Origin of the sequence: Roseovarius gahaiensis (assembly GCF_011601345.1) — a bacterium.
Taxonomy (GTDB): Bacteria; Pseudomonadota; Alphaproteobacteria; order Rhodobacterales; family Rhodobacteraceae; genus Roseovarius; species Roseovarius gahaiensis.
The window spans coordinates 197,525-215,654 of record NZ_JAAORB010000001.1; the positions used below are offsets into that span (position 1 = coordinate 197,525).

The 18,130-nt window shown below is 59.8% G+C and carries 20 protein-coding genes and 2 tRNA genes; 8 read left to right on the forward strand and 14 right to left on the reverse strand.

Annotated features, from left to right (window positions below; genetic code table 11):
• Positions 1-2 precede the first annotated feature (2 nt).
• The 4 genes from nagZ (at position 3) to HAT86_RS00960 (ending at position 2,761) form a co-directional block, all read left to right on the forward strand.
• Entirely contained in the window at positions 3-1,007 is a 1,005-nt protein-coding gene (gene nagZ / locus HAT86_RS00945; protein ID WP_331272481.1) for a beta-N-acetylhexosaminidase, read from the forward strand.
• A complete protein-coding gene (locus HAT86_RS00950) occupies positions 1,000-1,794 on the forward strand; it encodes a segregation and condensation protein A (RefSeq protein WP_167192716.1) in 795 nt (264 codons plus the stop codon). The genes nagZ and HAT86_RS00950 overlap by 8 nt, the downstream gene beginning before the upstream one ends.
• 1 nt (position 1,795) lies before the next feature.
• On the forward strand, positions 1,796-2,446 hold the full coding sequence (gene scpB / locus HAT86_RS00955) for an SMC-Scp complex subunit ScpB (RefSeq protein ID WP_167192717.1): 651 nt from the start codon (positions 1,796-1,798) through the stop codon (positions 2,444-2,446).
• An 81-nt stretch (positions 2,447-2,527) separates the two neighbouring features.
• Complete coding sequence (locus HAT86_RS00960) at positions 2,528-2,761, forward strand: hypothetical protein (protein WP_167192718.1); 234 nt, start codon at positions 2,528-2,530, stop codon at positions 2,759-2,761.
• A gap of 12 nt (positions 2,762-2,773) precedes the next feature.
• On the opposite strand, the gene HAT86_RS00965 is transcribed toward HAT86_RS00960, so the two are convergent.
• From HAT86_RS00965 to HAT86_RS01000, 8 genes are all read right to left on the reverse strand, one after another.
• On the reverse strand, positions 2,774-3,850 hold the full coding sequence (locus tag HAT86_RS00965; protein ID WP_167192719.1) for a 2'-deoxycytidine 5'-triphosphate deaminase: 1,077 nt from the start codon (positions 3,848-3,850) through the stop codon (positions 2,774-2,776).
• An 80-nt stretch (positions 3,851-3,930) separates the two neighbouring features.
• Positions 3,931-4,007, reverse strand: a tRNA-Pro gene (locus HAT86_RS00970).
• 86 nt (positions 4,008-4,093) lie between these two features.
• Positions 4,094-5,035 carry a MerR family transcriptional regulator gene (locus tag HAT86_RS16795; protein WP_231125773.1) on the reverse strand — a complete coding sequence of 314 codons (942 nt, stop codon included), beginning with the start codon at positions 5,033-5,035 and terminating at the stop codon, positions 4,094-4,096.
• Between the two features lie 14 nt (positions 5,036-5,049).
• Complete coding sequence (ihfA, locus tag HAT86_RS00980; protein ID WP_167192720.1) at positions 5,050-5,352, reverse strand: integration host factor subunit alpha; 303 nt, start codon at positions 5,350-5,352, stop codon at positions 5,050-5,052.
• 94 nt (positions 5,353-5,446) lie between these two features.
• The gene (locus tag HAT86_RS00985) at positions 5,447-6,421 is read right to left on the reverse strand and encodes a beta-ketoacyl-ACP synthase III (protein WP_167192721.1); all 975 of its coding nucleotides are present in this window, start codon (positions 6,419-6,421) and stop codon (positions 5,447-5,449) included.
• On the reverse strand, positions 6,418-7,524 hold the full coding sequence (gene plsX / locus HAT86_RS00990) for a phosphate acyltransferase PlsX (protein ID WP_167192722.1): 1,107 nt from the start codon (positions 7,522-7,524) through the stop codon (positions 6,418-6,420). The genes HAT86_RS00985 and plsX overlap by 4 nt, the downstream gene beginning before the upstream one ends.
• Before the next feature lie 23 nt (positions 7,525-7,547).
• Entirely contained in the window at positions 7,548-7,754 is a 207-nt protein-coding gene (rpmF, locus tag HAT86_RS00995) for a 50S ribosomal protein L32 (protein ID WP_167192723.1), read from the reverse strand.
• Between the two features lie 149 nt (positions 7,755-7,903).
• The gene (locus HAT86_RS01000; RefSeq protein ID WP_231125774.1) at positions 7,904-8,458 is read right to left on the reverse strand and encodes a YceD family protein; all 555 of its coding nucleotides are present in this window, start codon (positions 8,456-8,458) and stop codon (positions 7,904-7,906) included.
• 86 nt (positions 8,459-8,544) lie between these two features.
• Here HAT86_RS01000 and HAT86_RS01005 point away from each other — a divergent pair, with 86 nt between their 5' ends.
• From HAT86_RS01005 to HAT86_RS01020, 4 genes are all read left to right on the forward strand, one after another.
• Positions 8,545-9,000: an outer membrane protein assembly factor BamE gene (locus HAT86_RS01005; protein WP_167192725.1), complete on the forward strand. Its 456-nt coding sequence runs from the start codon at positions 8,545-8,547 to the stop codon at positions 8,998-9,000.
• Positions 9,001-9,080: 80 nt separating this feature from the next.
• The gene (locus tag HAT86_RS01010) at positions 9,081-9,830 is read left to right on the forward strand and encodes a GNAT family N-acetyltransferase (RefSeq protein WP_167192726.1); all 750 of its coding nucleotides are present in this window, start codon (positions 9,081-9,083) and stop codon (positions 9,828-9,830) included.
• Positions 9,831-9,919: 89 nt separating this feature from the next.
• Entirely contained in the window at positions 9,920-11,752 is a 1,833-nt protein-coding gene (locus HAT86_RS01015; protein WP_167192727.1) for an ABC-F family ATP-binding cassette domain-containing protein, read from the forward strand.
• Between the two features lie 59 nt (positions 11,753-11,811).
• A complete protein-coding gene (locus HAT86_RS01020; RefSeq protein ID WP_167192728.1) occupies positions 11,812-12,594 on the forward strand; it encodes an ion channel in 783 nt (260 codons plus the stop codon).
• 9 nt (positions 12,595-12,603) lie between these two features.
• Here the strand turns inward: HAT86_RS01020 and HAT86_RS01025 are convergent, their stop codons facing one another.
• From HAT86_RS01025 to HAT86_RS01050, 6 genes are all read right to left on the reverse strand, one after another.
• Entirely contained in the window at positions 12,604-13,359 is a 756-nt protein-coding gene (locus tag HAT86_RS01025; RefSeq protein ID WP_167192729.1) for a 3-hydroxyacyl-CoA dehydrogenase, read from the reverse strand.
• Between the two features lie 88 nt (positions 13,360-13,447).
• Entirely contained in the window at positions 13,448-15,691 is a 2,244-nt protein-coding gene (locus tag HAT86_RS01030; protein ID WP_167192730.1) for a xanthine dehydrogenase family protein molybdopterin-binding subunit, read from the reverse strand.
• Entirely contained in the window at positions 15,688-16,152 is a 465-nt protein-coding gene (locus tag HAT86_RS01035) for a (2Fe-2S)-binding protein (RefSeq protein WP_167192731.1), read from the reverse strand. Before HAT86_RS01035 ends, HAT86_RS01030 begins: the two co-directional genes overlap by 4 nt.
• A gap of 85 nt (positions 16,153-16,237) precedes the next feature.
• Positions 16,238-16,486, reverse strand: coding sequence for a hypothetical protein (locus tag HAT86_RS01040; protein WP_167192732.1), 249 nt, complete (start codon positions 16,484-16,486; stop codon positions 16,238-16,240).
• A gap of 100 nt (positions 16,487-16,586) precedes the next feature.
• Positions 16,587-16,663, reverse strand: a tRNA-Arg gene (locus HAT86_RS01045).
• A 65-nt stretch (positions 16,664-16,728) separates the two neighbouring features.
• Positions 16,729-18,111, reverse strand: coding sequence for a sensor histidine kinase (locus tag HAT86_RS01050; RefSeq protein WP_167192781.1), 1,383 nt, complete (start codon positions 18,109-18,111; stop codon positions 16,729-16,731).
• Between the last annotated feature and the right edge of the window lie 19 nt (positions 18,112-18,130).

The window sequence follows — 18,130 nt, forward strand, 5'->3', positions numbered from 1 at the left end:
GCGTGCGCTTTGGCGCGTGCATCCTTGATGCCGAAGGCCTGCGCCTGACGGCCGACGAGAAACGGCTTTTTGCCGAGGTGAACCCGTTCGGGTTTATCCTGTTTGCGCGCAACATCGACACGCCCGAACAGGTCCGCGCCCTATGCGCCGAGATGCGCGAGGCCGTGGGCCGTGCGGCCCCGATCACAATTGATCAGGAAGGTGGCCGCGTGCAGCGCTTGCGCGCGCCGCTGTGGCGCGACTGGCTGCCCCCGCTGGAACATGTGGCCGAGGCTAGGGCCAATGCGGCGCAGGCGATGTATTTGCGCTACCGTCTTATTGCCGCGGAACTGTATGATCTGGGCATTGACAGCAATTGTGCGCCGTTGGTTGATGTGGCGGGGCAGGACACGCATGATTTTCTAAAAAACCGCTGTTACGGGTTTGATGCAGGCACCGTGGCCCGCATGGGCCGCGCGGTTGCGGAAGGCTTGCTGGATGGCGGCGTTTTGCCTGTGGTCAAGCATATCCCCGGCCATGGTCGCGCGGTGGTGGACAGTCACCTTGATTTGCCCGGCGTGGATGCGCCGCTGTCGGATTTGACAGGCATTGATTTTGCCCCGTTTCAGGCGCTGAACGATTTGCCCATGGGGATGACCGCGCATGTGGTCTACTCAGAGATCGACGCGCGGCCCGCCACGCTGTCGCCAAAGGTGATGCAATTAATCCGCGACGAGATCGAGTTCGAAGGTCTGATCATGACCGATGATATCTCGATGAAGGCGTTGAACGGATCGTTGCCCGAGATAGCACAAGGTTCGCTGGCCGCAGGCTGTGATGTGGTGCTGTTGTGCAACGCCTCGCTTGAGGACCGACGCGCCGTGGCAACTGCCGCAGGTCAGATGACCGATCAGGCGCAAGACCGGGCCGAGCGTGCTTTGGCGGCGCGCAAAACACCCCAACAGGTTGACATTCGCGCGGTTGAAGCAAAGCTTGATGCATTGCTGAACGGGCGTGGTGATGTCTGAGGACTTATTCGAGGAAGATCAAACAGAACCGACACGCGTGGCCGACCGTATGGCGGCCGAGGCGTTGATCGTGGATGTCGACGGTTTTGAAGGCCCGTTGGACCTGCTGTTAACGTTAAGCCGCACTCAGAAAGTGGACTTGCGCAAGGTGTCGGTGCTGCAATTGGCGCAGCAATATCTGGCCTTTGTCGAACGGGCCAAGCAATTGCGCATCGAATTGGCCGCCGATTATCTGGTCATGGCGGCATGGCTGGCGTTCTTGAAATCGCGGCTGCTGCTGCCGCCCGACCCCACCGAAGAGGGGCCATCGGGCGAAGAACTGGCCGCGCATCTGGCGTTTCAACTGGAACGCCTGCAAGCGATGCGCGAACAGGCGGCCACCTTGATGGCACGCGATCAATTGGGGCGTGATTTCTTTGCCCGTGGTATCCCCGAGGATGTGATGCGGGTCAAACGGGTGACCTATACCGCCACTTTGTTGGACCTGATGCAGGGCTACGCACGCATTCGCACAAAGGATGAATTTCGCCCCTACATCATGGATCGGGACGCGGTGTTCACCTTGGAGCAGGCGCTTGAGCGTATGCGCCCGCTGATCGGATTTGCCGCGACGTGGACGGATATTGCAACCTACTTGCCAGAAGGGTTCACATCCGATCCAGCGCGGCTGCGGTCGGCGACGGCCTCGACCTTTGCGGCATCGCTGGAATTGGTCAAGGAAGGCAAGGCCGAGATCCGGCAAGAGGACACGTTCGCGCCAATTCAGGTGCGCCGCAGGGATAGATAGCATGTCACAAGATACCGACGAAAAAGAAGAAACCCTGTTCGAGGCCCCGCCGATCGCCGAACAAGAAAGAATGTGCGAAGCGATCCTTTTTGCCAGTGCCGAGCCGGTCACGGTCAAGGAGATGTCGGCCCGGATGCCGCACGGGTGTGACGTGGTCGAAGCCTTGGTGCATTTGCGCAAACGTTACGAGGGGCGGGGCGTGCAGGTGATCAAGGTCGGCGAGGCGTGGGCGATGCGCACCGCGCCTGACCTTGGGTTTTTAATGCAAAAGGAAACCGTCGAGACCCGCAAGCTCAGCCGTGCGGCGATCGAGACGCTGGCGATCGTTGCGTATCATCAGCCGGTGACCCGCGCCGAGATTGAAGAGATCAGGGGCGTGTCGGTCAGCCGTGGGACGGTGGACCAACTGCTTGAAATGGAGTGGATTCGCTTTGGCCGCCGGAAAATGACACCGGGGCGTCCGGTGACGTTTGTCGTGACCCAATCCTTTTTGGATCATTTCGGCCTTGAATCCGCGCGTGACCTGCCCGGTCTCAAGGAATTGCGATCGGCCGGGCTGTTGGAAAACCGGCCGCCACCCGGTGCAATGTCACCTGATGACGACAGCGAGGATGGCGGGGATACCGATCAGAGCGACATGTTCGAAGACTAAGGGTTAAAAATCTTGCGAATGCCCTGAAAACTGCATGATTTGATGTTAAGTGTGGGGCTGTAGATAGTTTAGGAGGCCGCAATGAACGCCAACTTCATAGTTAATATGGTGATCCGGATGGTCATGCGCAAAGTGATGCGCGGCGGCATGAACGCAGGGATCAGCGCGGCCAGCAAACGGTTTGGTCGCGGTCGCGCGGATAACAGCGCGCAAGATCAGGACGGGCAGGGGCCTTCGACCGGTCCTGACAGCAAAACAAGCGAAAAACGCGCCCGTCAGGCCATGCGCGTTAACCGGCGTTTCGGGAAGTTTTGAGTTCGCGTCGACTTACGCCGCGTGAAAGTGTTTGCTGAGTTTCAGGCCTTGGCCCTGATAGTTGGATTTCAGGTCGGCACCATATAGCTGCTGTGGCACCTGATCCATTTTCTCATAGACCAGCCGCCCGACGATCTGGCCATGTTCCAACACAAACGGGGCCTCGTGACAGCGCACCTCAAGCACGCCGCGCGATCCTGCACCACCGGCGGCGTCATGGCCAAAGCCGGGGTCGAAAAAACCCGCGTAATGCACCCGGAATTCGCCCACCATCGCAAGGTAGGGGGCCATTTCAGCGGCATAAGCGGGCGGAATATGCACCGCTTCGCGGCTGACAAGGATGTAAAACGCGCCGGGGTCAAGGATGATGCGCCCGGTGTCGGAATGCACCTCTTCCCAATATTCCGCGGGGCTGTAACCGCCGATATTGTCCAGATCAATGACCCCGGTATGCGGCTTGGCGCGATACCCGACCAGCGTGCCGGTTTCCGGTTTCAGATCAACGGAAAACCCCAAGCCATCGCTGATGACGGCAGGGCCATCCACCAAAGGCGTGTCTGCGTTCAACGCCCGCAACGCGGCGTCGTCCAGAATGGATTGCCCGTCGCGGAATCGGATCTGGTTCAGGCGCATTCCGGGCCGGACCAGAACCGAAAAACTTCTTGGGCAGATCTCGGCATAAAGCGGGCCTTTGTAGCCCTGTGGAACGCGATCAAACTCTGTGCCGCCATCGGTGATCATGCGCGTCAGCAGATCCAGCCGCCCGGTCGAGGATTTGGCGTTTGCAACCGCCTGCATGCCTGATGGCAGGTCAAGCTGTTCCATCAATGGCACAACGTAGACACAGCCCTTTTCCAGCACGGCACCTTGGCTCAGGTCGATGCGGTGCATTTCCAGTTCGGCCAAACGGTCGGCAACACTGCGGTTATGGCCGGACAGAAAAGAGGCGCGCACACGATACGCAACGTGGCCCAGTCTCAGGTCCAGACTGGCCGGTTGAATTTGTTCTGAAATAACGGCGGGTTGCGCGGAAATACGACCGTCAGCAATCAGGGCTGAAATTTGCTGGCTTGCCAGTACACCCGTCATCTTATCCCCTTCAGCGCAACGCGGCCCCGGCTTGCAGGCCACGTGCCACAGTCAGGATCCGGTGTTGGGGGCGGTTTTCATGGTCGGGCTAGCAGGACTCGAACCTGCGACCTCCCGTCCCCCAGACGGACGCGCTACCAGACTGCGCTATAGCCCGACATGAGGCCGTTACATACCTGTTTTGAGAGTGGGAACAAGAGAAAAAAACCGATTTGCCCGGTGGAAAGTTGTCTAAAGACAGACCTAGTCGTTGATCAACGCGCGCAGGCGGTGTGCAACCTGTTCCAGCTGCTTTGCCGTGTCGGCGTCGCGCGGTGAAGACAGGCCACAAAGTTTGCTCAAAACCCCCAGACCGGCCTCAACCGTGTCGGGCGCATCGTCTGCAAGCTCAATGATGTTCGGCTTGGGTGCGGAGGGGGCTGGGGCATCGCCCGGTGTTTCCGCATTGGACTCACCTGTGGGCTGTTCGGGGGCATCTTCGATACTGTCCTCTGACGGCGCAAGAGCGTCGTCGGTGCTGTGATGCCTGAACGCTGGCGTTGCGGGCGTCTCGGGCTGATCATCCTGCGCGGCCAAGCTGTCTGGGCTTTCTGCGCTCACTGGCGTTTCGGGCTGATCCGCTTCGGCGTCGTCGCTGTCGTCGGGCGGCGGCGTTGGATTGTCCGGCGGTGTCTGTTCGGGCGATGTCTGCTCGGGCGGCGTCTCAGGTTCGGCGGTTTCGGACTCCGTGTCGCCGAAAAGTTCAGGCTCGCGGGGCTGATCCTGAGGGTCCGGGTCTGGTGCCGTCGTTTCGGGCGCGCCGGATTTGGCAGCGCCGCGGGCAAAATCCAAAACCTGTGCGCCGTCTGATGGGCTTTGATCCACGGTGTCCAGAGAAATTGAGGCATCATCCTGCTCTGTCAGGCCGTCATCAAGCGCAGGCGCCATGTTCGAGACATGCTTGACGCCCTGATCGCGCAACAGTTTCTGGACGCCCTTAATCGTCATCCCGTCATCATGCAGCAGTTTCTTGATCCCGCCCAAAAGCCGCATGTCGGCGGGCCGGTAATACCGGCGGCCACCGGCCCGTTTGACTGGTTTGACTTGACTGAATTTGCTTTCCCAAAACCGCAGCACATGGGCCGGGGTTTCCAGCCAGTCGGCAACCTCACTTATGGTTCGGAAGGCGTCGGCGGATTTGCCCATGATTCAGGTTGGTCCTAACGTTTGTTTCCAGCGGCGACCCGATCCTTCATCAGATGCGAGGGGCGAAAGGTCAAAACCCGGCGGGGATTGATCGGCACTTCTTCACCGGTTTTGGGGTTGCGCCCCACTCGGGCTGATTTGTCACGCACGGAAAAGGTGCCGAAAGACGAAATCTTGACTTGCTCGCCGCGCACCAACGCGTCGGACATATGGGCCAGAACGCTTTCCACAAGTTCCGCGGAATCGTTGCGTGAAAGTCCGACCTCGCGGAACACCGCTTCGCTCAGATCCATTCTGGTTAGTGTTGTCTCGGTCATGATGTCCCCTCTTTTATCAAAGGACTTTAGGGCGGAAAGAATTTCCGAGTCAATCTCAACCACTTGGCACGTGATGTTTGCGCGGAAAATGAAGCTACCAGCGCAGCACGACCGCCCCCCAAGCGAGCCCGCCGCCGATCGCCTCGCATAAAACCAGATCACCTTGCTTGATCCGGCCCTGTTCGACTCCGACCGACATTGCCAAAGGGATCGACGCCGCCGAGGTGTTGCCGTGATCTTGAACCGTGACAATCACCCGGTCCATCGACAGGCCCATTTTCTTGGCTGTGCCTTGGATGATCCGGATATTCGCCTGATGCGGCACGATCCAATCCAAATCCGTTCCCTGAAGCCCGACCTTTTCAAGCGCGGTGTCGGCGGTTGAGGTCAGTTTTTCAACGGCTTGACGGAACAGCGGGTTGCCTTGCATGCGCAGCTTGCCCGCGGTGCCGGTCGATGACACCCCGCCATCGACATACAACATATCGCGATAGCGCCCGTCGGAATTCAGGTCGGCCGACAAAATGCCCCGGTCGCTGTTGTCCCCGGCCCCGTCTTGCGCGCCCAGAACCAATGCGCCGGCCCCGTCGCCGAACAAAACGCAGGTCGAGCGGTCGGTCCAGTCCATGATCCGGCTGAAGGTTTCCGCGCCAATCACCAGAATGCGTTTGGCTTGTCCGGCGAGGATCAGCGCATTCGCATTGGTCAGCGCATAGACGAACCCGGCGCAAACAGCCTGCACGTCGAAGCCAAAACCACGGGTCATCCCCAGATCCTGCTGAACCATGGTGGCAACCGCGGGGAATGTCAGATCGGGTGTCGAGGTGGCGATGATGATGCCGTCAATATCGTCAATCGTCAGCCCGGCGTGTTCCAAGGCCGCGCGGGCCGCGTTGCTGGCCAGTTCCGAGGTGGTTTGACCGTCGGCTGCGAAATGCCGCCGCTCAATGCCCGAGCGCGTCCGAATCCATTCATCCGACGTATCAAGGGTTTTTTCAAACTCCGAGTTCGGCACAATTCTGTCAGGCAGATAATGCCCGACGCCTTCCACGACAGCGCGCAGCGTCATTCAGAGTCACCATTGTCTGAGTTGTCAGTCTCGCCATCTTGGTCAAGCATCGTGGCGGATGCAACCCGCGCGGCAAGCTTTTCAGTAAAACCTGACTGTGCCAATTCGAATGCGAGTTTTACCGCAGCCGAAACCCCCGTGGCATCTGCCGCGCCGTGCGATTTCACGACTGTTCCGTTGAGCCCCAGAAAAACGCCGCCATTGGCGCGCCGGGGGTCAATGCGCTTTTTGAGGCGCCGTAGCGAGGGATAGGCCAAGACGGATGCGAACCGCGACAAGAAAGAATACTGGAACGCTTCGCGCAAAAGGTCTGAAAACAGCGTGGCGATCCCCTCGGCGGTTTTCAGCGCGACATTGCCGGTAAACCCGTCGGTGACGATGACATCACAGCGCGTGCCGGGTAGATCGCGGCCTTCGACAAAGCCCACAAACTCGAAATCCGAATGTTTGGCGTTGGCTGCGATCAGGTCAAACGCCTCTTTCAGCTCGGCGCGGCCTTTGTGTTCTTCGGTGCCAACATTCAAAAGTCCGACGCGGGGTCGGGTCAGACCAAAACCGTTGCGGGCGTAAGACGTGCCCATCAGGGCATACTGCATCAGGTCTTTGGCATCGGCGCGTATGTCCGCGCCACCATCCAACATGATATTGAAACCCTGCGGATTCTTTGACGGCCAGAGCACACCGATCGCGGGGCGATAGATGCCTTTGAGTTTGCGCAGCCGCACCACCGACAACAGCATGAGGGCACCGGTATTGCCGCAGGACACGCAAACGCGCGCCTCGCCGTTGCGCACCGATTCGAGCGCCGACCACATAGACGTGTCCCGTCCATGCCGCAAAACATGGGCGGGTTTGTCTTCCATCTTGACGATTTCTGCAGCGTCGCGGATTTCGCAGCGGCCCGCCAGATTGCGGCGTTTGGCCACCAAAGGCTCAAGCTCGGCGCGCGGGCCATGTAGAATAAACCCCAAATCGGGGTTTTTCTTTGCGGAATGGGAGATCCCGGCAACAACAGTTGCCGGTCCCTTGTCGCCGCCCATGGCATCTACAGAGATAATGGTGCGTCCGGCACCCGCGACAGAATTTTGCGTTCCTGCGGTCATGCGGACGCCCGCCCTTTCGATGTTCAGGCTGCGTCTTCGTCCAGATCGACTTCGTCAGCCATCGCGACAACTTCGCGATCTGCGTAGTGGCCACAAGCCGAGCAAACATGATGCGGACGCTTCAGTTCGCCACAGTTGGGGCATTCGTTCGGGTTGCCCGCAACCAGCGAGTCATGAGCGCGGCGATTGTTGCGGCGCGATTTCGAGACTTTGTTCTGTTGGACAGCCATGTCGCAACCTCAATTTCCTGTGGGCCAATCGGCCCTGTTTCACGAGTGTCCGCGGCTCTTAATCCGTACCGAGCCGCCGGTTCAACCCCAAATTCCGATGAGAGCGCGAAAATACAGTGAATCGGCACAAGGGCAAGTGGTTTTTTGGCTCACTGATCTTTGTCGAGCTTGTCCTTGAGCGCGGCAAGGCCCGCGAACGGTTTGGTTTCTTCTTCGCGGATCGGTTCGGCATCCGGTGGTGTGAATTCTGTTTGCGTCAACTGTGCCTCGCTGCTGCGCGGGTAGTCTGGCAGAGCAAGGGCCAGTGCCTCGGTCATCACGGCGGTCAGGTCGATCACATTGCCAAGGGGTTCAAGCGTATCATCCTCGGGCATCTCAACGTCGTCCGTTGTCTTGATGTCGGGCATATCAGTGACAAAGACCCTTTCAACGGGCGTGTCGATCCGTGTTGTCACCGGGGCCAATGTGACGACGCAGGGTTGCACAACCGTCGCCCCCAGCTTTGCATCAAGGCGCCAATCGCGTTTGCCTTCGGATGTGATGGTGCCGACGAACGACAATTTGCGCAGGGCCTCAAGCCGCAATTCGTAGGCGATCCGCTCCATTTGCGGTTTGCCGGGGCGTAATTCGAACGTGGTCGGGCGTCCGGCGGATAGCTCTGATATGCGATATGCCGTCTTTGTCTGGCTGCTGTCATTCGTCAAAGCGATGTGTTCCTTTCTTGAACCGGTAGCCCACCTTGTTGTAAGCGGGATAAAAGGCATCTCGAGCCAAGATCAAGAGGGTGGACATGATTGGTATCATAAAGCGAACACGCGGCGTCATGGCCGTATTAGGTTTCGTTGCCCTCACGGCCTGCTCGGCCACTTACCAGAACCACGGTTATGTCCCGCTTGAGGAAGACCTGCAACAGTTGGTTGTCGGCGTTGATACACGGGCCACCGTGGACGATGTGATTGGCACACCGTCCGTGGCGGGTATGCTGAATGACGGCGATTATTACTACGTGCGCAGTCGGGTTCGTGAATATGGGATGTATCGCCCAGAAGTGATCGAACGGCAGGTTCTTGCGATCAGTTTTGCCGAAGATGACACGATTGCCAACATCGAGCGATTCGCGCTTGAGGATGGCAATATCGTGCCGCTGTCGCGCCGTGTCACCGACTCGTCGGTGATGGATAACGGGTTCTTGCGTCAGATTTTGGGCAATTTCGGAAATATCGACCCTTCCCAGATGTTCAACTGATCCGCGACAAACCCCTGTCACATATTGCGTGTTTCAACGGCCCCACATACGATTTGTGATCGTCATGAAAGGGCGTTGGAATGTCGGCATTGTGCAAAGGGCGGTATCGCGCGCGCATCGCGCAGGACAAGGCTGATCTGACTTCGGCACAAAGGTTGCGCGCCACGGCCTTCCTTGCGGGCGCAGACAGCGACGCCAGCCTGTTGGATGAGGATCCGTTCGACGAGGTTTGCACCCATGTTCTGATCGAAGAGGTCGAAGGCGGGCGTTTGGTGTGTTGCTTTCGGATGCTTGCCCTTCGGGACGGCGGCGATATCGGGCGCAGCTATTCCGCGCAGTTTTATGAATTGTCGGCCTTGGCGCAGTTTCAGGGGCCAATGGTGGAAATGGGCCGGTTCTGCATCGCCCCTGATGTGAACGATCCTGATATTCTGCGTGTGGCTTGGGGGGCGATGACGCGCTTTGTCGACGACCATAGCGTCGAGCTTTTGTTCGGGTGTTCGTCATTTCACGGGGCGGATGCTGGCAAACATCGCGATGCGTTGACCATGCTGGCGGCACGGCATATCGCGCCGCGCCGCTGGCTGCCGCGTGTGAAATCGCCGTCTGTGGTCCGCTTTGCCCACCGCTTGCGCCGGGCCAAGCCGGATGTAAAACGCAGCATGCTTGCGATGCCGCCGCTTTTGCGCACCTATCTTATGATGGGCGGTTGGGTCAGCGATCATGCCGTGATCGACAGGCACTTGAACACCTTGCACGTGTTCACCGGACTGGAGATTGCCGCAATCCCACCAGCACGCAAAAGGTTGTTGCGCGCCGTGGCGCAATAGGGGCGGCGGACTGGTCCGTCACGCAGTTAGGGGCCACTGTGGCCACGGTGGTGCTTGACGGCGTGCGGGGCGCAAGATAGCTCGCAGCCATGGCACGTGCACCTCTTCTTCAATTATCCGATATTTCACTCACCTTCGGTGGCAACCCGATCTTTGACAAGGTCTCGCTTGTGGTGCAACCGGGCGACCGCGTCGCGCTTGTCGGGCGCAATGGCTCGGGCAAATCGACCTTGATGAAGGTCATGGCCGGGCTGGTCGAAGCGGATTCGGGCCATCGCACCGTGCCGCCCGGTGCCAGCGTAGGGTATATGGACCAGCATCCCGACATGTCGGGGTTTTCCACCTTGGGCGAGTTTGCCGCCAGTGGCCTTGATGCGGGCGAAACCTATCGCGTGGAAATGGCGGCGGAAGGGCTGAAATTCAAACCCGATACGCCGGTGGCCACCGCATCGGGCGGAGAACGCCGCCGCGCCGCCCTGGCCAAGCTGATGGCCGAGGCGCCGGAATTGATGCTGTTGGACGAGCCGACCAACCATTTGGACATCGAAGCGATTGCATGGCTTGAGGCCGAGTTGAAAAACACCCGAACCGGGTTTGTTCTGATCAGCCACGACCGCGCATTCCTGCGCGAGCTGACACGCGCAACGCTTTGGATCGACCGCGGTGTCATCCGCCGACAGGAAAAGGGCTTTGCCGATTTCGAAGCTTGGCGCGACAAGGTTTGGGAAGACGAGGACCAAGCCCGCCACAAGCTGAACCGCAAGATCAAGGCCGAGGCCCGGTGGGCCGTTGAAGGCATCAGCGCGCGCCGCAAGCGCAATCAGGGCCGGGTGCGCAACCTGCAAGATCTGCGCGCCGAACGCGCCTCGCAGATCAAACGCCAAGGGGCGGCGGCCATGGATCTGGCTGCGGCACCGAAATCCGGCAAGCGTGTGATCGAAGCGACCGAGATTTCAAAGTCTTACGAAGGCAACTGCATCCTGCGTGATTTCTCGATCCGTATTCAGCGCGGCGAACGGGTGGCCTTTGTCGGGCCGAACGGCGTGGGCAAAACGACCTTGCTCAAGCTGTTGATGAAAGAGATCGAGCCTGATCAGGGCACCGTGCAGCATGGCACCAATCTGTTGCCTGCCGTGTTCGATCAATCCCGCGCGCAGTTGGACCCGGAAATGACGCTTTGGGACAGTCTGACCGGCGACAAGGACATGCGCGTATCAGGGCAGGCCGATCAGGTGATGGTGCGCGGACAGCCCAAGCATGTGGTTGGCTACCTCAAGGAATTTCTGTTCGACGAACGGCAAGTGCGCGCGCCGGTTAAATCACTGTCGGGCGGCGAAAAGGCACGGTTGTTGCTGGCCAAGCTGATGGCGCGGGAAAGCAACCTTTTGGTGCTGGATGAGCCGACCAACGATCTGGATATCGAAACCCTTGATCTGCTTCAGGAATTGTTGGACGATTTCGACGGCACGGTCCTTTTGGTCAGCCACGACCGCGATTTTCTGGATCGCGTGGCCACCACGACCATCGCGATGGAAGGGGACGGGCGTGCGACGGTCTATGCCGGCGGCTGGAGCGATTACCGCGCGCAGCGAGGCACCGATAACCCTGACACGATATCGAAATCGACCACGTCAGCCTCACCTTCTGCCGAGGCGGTATCCGGCGAAAAGCCAAAGCAAACAAAGGCCTCCGGCCTGTCGTTCACCGAAAAACACCGGCTTGAGGCACTGCCCCAAGACATGCAGCGACTGGAGGCCGAGATTGCGAAACTGGAACAGTTGTTGGCCGACCCCGACTTGTTCACCCGAGAGCCGGTGAAATTCAAGAAAGCGACCGAGGCGCTGACCGCGCGGCAAACGGCCTTGCAAGAGGCCGAGGACGAGTGGTTGCGACTTGAAGAAAAGGCCGAAAAGGGTGCATGATCTTGCCAATTGGTGTCGTTTGGCTATCGTGCGGCTGTGCAAGTAAGGTGTAAACGTCGATGGCCAGTGACAGACCGCTGAAAGACAAGATCAGGCTTTTATACGAAGGTCGCAGCAAACGGGCCACGCGATTTCGCTACGGCCTGTTGATTTTCGATGTGCTTACAATCGCGTTTTTTCTGGCCACTGCGACTATGCAACTGACGCCGGCGCTGATTGCAGCGGATGCTGTCATTGCTTTTGTGATTGTCCTCGACTTGGCGATGCGGTTCTGGATTTCGGAAAATCGAACGCGCATGATGCGACAGATTTACGTGATTGTGGATGTCGTCGTGCTGTTTTCCCTGCTGGTGGCGCCATTTATCGGGCAGGGGCTGGCGGTGTTGCGCGTTCTGCGGGCCCTGCGGTTGATCCATTCTTATTATCTGCTCAAGGATCTGCGGCGGGACTCGTTGTTTTTCCGCCGTCATGAGGATGCCATTCTGGCGGCTGTCAACCTGCTGGTGTTCATATTCGCCATGACCGCGCTTGTGCAGGTGTTGCGTGGCGGCGACGAGCCGGGTTTGGACAGCTACATTGACTCTTTGTATTTCACGGTTGCGACGCTGACCACCACGGGATTTGGCGACATCACCATGACGACACCATTGGGCAGGCTGCTGTCCGTCGGCATCATGGTTGTCGGCGTAGGCCTGTTCCTACAACTGGCCCGCGCGATTTTTTCCCCCACCAAGGTCAAACATAAATGCCCGGAATGCGGGCTGATCAAGCATGACGTAGATGCGATTTTCTGCAAACATTGCGGTCACGACCTGAAGATCGAGACCGAGGGTGCCATCTGATCGACACCTTTATTGCATGCGCAAGGCTCCATCCAGCCGGATCACCTCGCCGTTCAGGTAATCGCATTCGACGATAAACCGCGCCAGTGCTGCGTATTCCGCCGGATCGCCCAGACGTTTGGGAAACGTCACGTCTTGGGCCAACTGGTCCTGCACCTCTTGCGGCAAACCTTGCATCATCGGGGTCAGAAAAATGCCGGGTGCGATGGCCATCACGCGGATGCCGTCGCGGGCCAAATCCCGCGCCATGGGCAATGACAGGCCCGCAATCCCGCCTTTCGACGCGGCATAGGCCGCTTGGCCCTTTTGTCCGTCGAACGCGGCGATGGAGGCGGTGTTGATAATCACGCCCCGCTCGCCATTTGGGCCGGGCGCGTTCTTGGCGATTTCGGCCGCGGCCAGCCGCGCGACGTTGAAGCTGCCCACAAGATTGATGTCGATGGTGCGGCGGAAGGCCTCCAGATCATGTGGCCCGTTTTTGCCAAGGGTCTTTTCGCCGGTGGCAATCCCGGCACAGTTCACCGCAGCGGTAATCTTGCCCATTTGCGCGTTGGCCGTTGCCACCGCATGTTGCACCGATGCCTCATCCGTCACATCGGTTTCCACGAATGTCGCGCCGATCTCGTGGGCGACCGTTTCGCCGCGGGCGCTGTCGCGGTCCAGAATGGTGACCTGCGCGCCCTGATCGCGAAAATGGCGGGCTGTGGCCTCGCCCAAGCCAGAGGCGCCCCCGGTGATGATCGCGGCAGTGTCTGTCATGCGCATGGCGGTCTCCGATCGTTTAAATGAACATGTGTTCAGATAACCTGCGACGGGGGCGCTGTCAAAGGCGATGCGGCCTTGGCCGAAGGTGTCAGACGAAAACAACGTGCTTGTTGAACGGCATCTCGCGCAGCCGTTTGCCCGTGGCCGCAAAAATTGCGTTGGCAAGGGCAGGGGCGGCGGGGGGCACGGGCGGTTCGCCAACCCCGCGCACGGCGCTGTCGTTTTCCAATCCGCGCACGGAAATCTGCGGGCATTGGTAGAGACGCAGAAACGGGAAGCTGTCGAAATTATCTTGGGTCGCGCGACCTTCGGAATAGGTGATTTCGGACATGATCGCGTGGCCAAGGCCCCAAATCACACCGCCCTGAACCTGATTTTCGAAATTCACCGGGTCGATGACCCGCCCGACCTCGGCGGCGACAAAGACCTTGTCGATGCGTATACCATCAGCTGTGTCGGTGACCTCGACCACCTCGGCGCAGGGCACGCCGAAGGACAGGCAATAGGCCACCCCGCGCCCTTGTCCCTCAGCCAACGGCTTACCCCAATCGGACATCTCGCCCACGGCCTCCAGCACCTTGCGGGACGGGGCGTGGTTGCACAGTCTCAAGCGTTCTTCCAGCGGATCGGCCCCTGCGGCGTGGATCAGTTCGTCAAGGAAGCTGTCATGAAAGAACCCGTTGGTCGATGCCCCGACCGAGCGCCACGAGCTGACCGGGGCCAGCCCTTGGGCACGGTAGCCGGTGACGCGGTAATCGGGGATGGCAAACGGCTGATCCCATGCGCCGGCCACGATCTGAAGGTCAGGGCCTGCCGCGGGTAGCCCCTGACGGCCAAGCTGTGACGCTAGAACCGAAGGCATGGCAAGCCCTAGGTCAAACGCTGTCACCTGACCGTCGGCGACCGCGCCGCGCCCTCGTGCCATGGCAATCTGGCGCGGGAAATCGTGCATCATATCCTCTTCGCGGGACAGGGTCAGTTTGACAGGCGTGCCTTTGACCGCACGCGCCAAGTGCGCCGCTTGCCGCACGACGGTATCTTCCAGACGGTGGCCAAAGCTGCCGCCGATCACCTGCCCATGTACATGCACGTCATCCGCATCATGCCCGGTGATTTGCGCCACGTTATCCTGCACAAACCGTGGTATCTGCGTGCCGGTCCAGACATCGACGCGGGCATCGGTGACCAGGACCGTGGCGTTCACCGGCTCAAGCGGGGCGTGGGCCAGATAGGGCGCGCGATACTCGGCCTGCACGGCGTCTGTTGCGGCGAGGGTGGCCTCGACATCGCCCTCGTCTTTGAAACGGCTGTCGCGAGAAGCTGCATCAAAACTATCGGCCAGAATGCGCCAATGGTCGTCCATCGCGGCGGGATAGAGGTCTGTCTCATCCCATTCGATCTTAACCGCGTTCACCGCTTGCATGGCGCGCCATGTGTTGTCGGCCAGAACACCAACACCGCCGGGAATGGCGATAACCTTGTGCACGCCGCGCATGGTTTCGGCCTCTGACGCGTCGAACCCGCGCAATGTGCCGCCTTGCCGGGGGTTTGTGCGCACCGCCGCGTGCAGCATGCCCTCCAGCTCAACATCAATTCCGTAGGCCTGTGTGCCGGTCGATTTGGCGACCATGTCCAGACGTTGCATGTTGTGCCCGACCAGCCGCCATTCAGATGGGTCGCGGAGCGTGACATCGGTGACAGGATCGGTCTGCGCGACGGTATCCACCAAATCGGTATAGGGCAGGCGGGTGCCATCGGGTAAAATCACCGCCCCGTTCTCTGTGTGCAGATCATCGGCGTTGTGACCTGTTTGCGCCGCTGCCGCCGCCTTGAGCGTTTCACGCGCCACGGCCCCGGCATGGCGCAGTTTGTCCCACGCATCCGGCACGGTGGTCGAACCGCCGGTGACTTGGATGCCAAAGAGCTTCATCGGCACGTCCGCCACCGCGCGCGCGGTCTCAGCCATCCAGCCGTCATCGGTGGCGGCAAAGGGCACGGCATCGCCCGACAGGGCGGTGTTGTAATAGGCCGGGCTTGGTGGGCCGGGATCGACCGTGACCTGATCCAGGGACACGTCCAACTCTTCGGCGATCAAGGCCGCCTGTAGGTGATAGGCCCCTTGGCCCAGATCGGCGCGCGGCGTGATTAGGGTGATGCCCTGCGGCGTGATCAGCACGTAGGGCGTCAGCGCGGCCGCGTCCTTGCCCAAAGTGTCCAGCAACGGGTTGTGGTGCGGGCGTTTGTACATCACCACGCCAAAGGCCACGCCCCCCGCCATGGCGGCAGACCCGATCAGAAAAGTCCGGCGGGCGATTTTTCCGGCGCGGCTCATTCCGGCGCCTCGCGCAGCTTGGCGGCGGCGGTTTTTACAGCGGCGCGGAGACGTGGGTAGGTGCCACATCGGCACAGGTTTCCGCTCAGCGCGTCGTTGATCTGCTCGTATGACGGATCGGGCGTTTGCGCCAAAAGCGCGGCGGCCTGCACGATCTGCCCAGATTGACAGTAGCCGCATTGCGCCACCTGATGGTCGACCCACGCCGCCTGAACCGCGTGCAAGGCGTCAGGCGTTCCCAAGCCATGGATCGTGATCACCGGTCCCCAAACATCCCCGACACGCGTCTGGCACGCGCGCACGGCAGCGCCATCGATTTGCACGGTGCAAGCCCCGCATTGCGCGATGCCGCAGCCGTATTTCACACCGGTCAGCCCCAATTCGTCGCGCAGCACCCACAAAAGCGGCATGTCGGGTTCGATATCAAGGCTTTGCGTGACGTTATCCACCGTCAATTCCATATCAGCGCCTTTCGCCTTTCGCAGTTGAAGCCGAGAGTAAACTGAATGGTTCAGATGTCCAGATGATTGGAGTGCGTGGTTGATTTCAAGACTTGGCCTTTGAAGCGACGATGGGCCGGATGTGCAGATCATCCCGCCGGTATGCGAATATCAGTGTGCGGGCGTGAGACGCGCTGGCGTCGGATTGCATGGCAAGGCCAAGGGCGGTCATGCCGTCCAGACGGGTCTGCACTGTCTTGGCGCGGGTGCGTTTGAAGGTATGGGCAAGTTGCTTGGGTGTGGCTTGGCCCAGATCGGACAGGGCGTCGCGGATACCAGCAATCGGTTCGAGCATGGGTTTGGTCAAACCGAGCGGACCATGGCCATCAACGCCGCAAATGGGCGCGCAACGCAATCCAATTCATTCAGTATTTTCAAGTACATGTAGGGGTAAGTGGCGGACCGAGGAGGATTCGAACCCCCGACCCCCTGATTCGTAGTCAGGTACTCTATCCAGCTGAGCTATCGGTCCGTGACGCCGGGAATTAGACTTTGTCGCGGGACAATGCAAGGGGGGGAGTGTCAAAAATCTGAAACTTATTCTACACCTCCGCGGGGCAGGGTGATTGTGAAGACGGTTCCTGTCTGGTCGCTGCGTTCCAGCGTCAGTTCGCCGCCATGACCACGGACCAATTCCTGCGCGATGGTCAGACCAAGACCGGTTCCGCCCTTGGTCACGCCGCCCTGAAAGGGTTTGAACAGATGCTCGCGGGCCTTTTCCGGCAGGCCGGGGCCTGTGTCGCTGATTTGGATGATCCAATCATCGTCGGTATCGGTTGCCGAAATGTTAATTTCGCCGGGCTGCCCGGCGCTCACGATGGCCTGTCTGGCGTTGCGCACAAGGTTTGCGATGACGCGATAAAGCTGCTCGGCATCGGCGCGGATGGTCAGCGAAGCGGGGATATCCTCGGAAAAGCTGACCTGCCCATCCTCCACTGACAAACGCTCGCTGGCGATCACGTCGCTGATGACATCCGCCAAGTGAACCCGGGACAGGCGCGGGCCCGGTTCTTCGGCTTTGCCATAGGCCAGCGTGGTTTCGCACAGATGCACCGCGCGGGTGATCGAATTGACCAGTTTGGGCGCCATACGCTTGACGGCTGGATCCTCGCTCAATTCGATACGGTCGGTGAACAGTTGTGCCGAGGTCAGGATGTTGCGCAAATCATGGCTGACCTTGGCGACCGCGCCGCCCAGTTGGGCCAGCCTTTCCTTTTGCTTTAGGGCGCGGGTCAATTGGGTTTGCATCAATTGCAGGGTTTCCTCGGCTTCGCGCAGCTCGGTCACGCCGGCGGATGGGGTGATCACCCGGCGCGCATCCTCGGGGGCGGCGGCGTAGGATTGCATGTGGCCCACAACCCGTTTGATCGGTTTCACAAGAAACCGCTGCACCGCCAAAAACAGCAGCAACGCCGTCACGGCCGAGATGACAGCCGATAGCAGCAGAATGCGCAATCCGTAATCAATCATCGCTGCGCGTAGATCGGATGTGTCCAACGTCACCTCGATCAACAATCCCGCCATGCGCGACGGCTCTCCCATCACGCGGATCACCTGCGGCTCGGGGGTGGCCAACCGGGCCATGGCGTCTCGGATCAACTCAAACGCCGTGGCATTGCGCATATCAAATGTAGTGGTGACCGGCTCGGGGATCGGCGAGGACAACACCAGTTGCCGCGATTCATTCCGGCGCAAGACCACGTTGAACACGCCAGCGTTCTGCAACAGCTCTTTTTGCAGGTCATCGCTGATCTCATCGCTGGCCAGCAAAGCAAGGGAGGCAATCTGCGAGCGATCCAGCCGCGCGTTCAGGAAATCTTCGCGAAAGCGTGCAATGGAAGGGACAAAAATCAGGATTTCCGCCAGCATCACGAACACGACGGTCAGGATCAAAAAACGCCCGGAAAGAGAATTCAGCACCCGCATGTTGTCTTGTGCC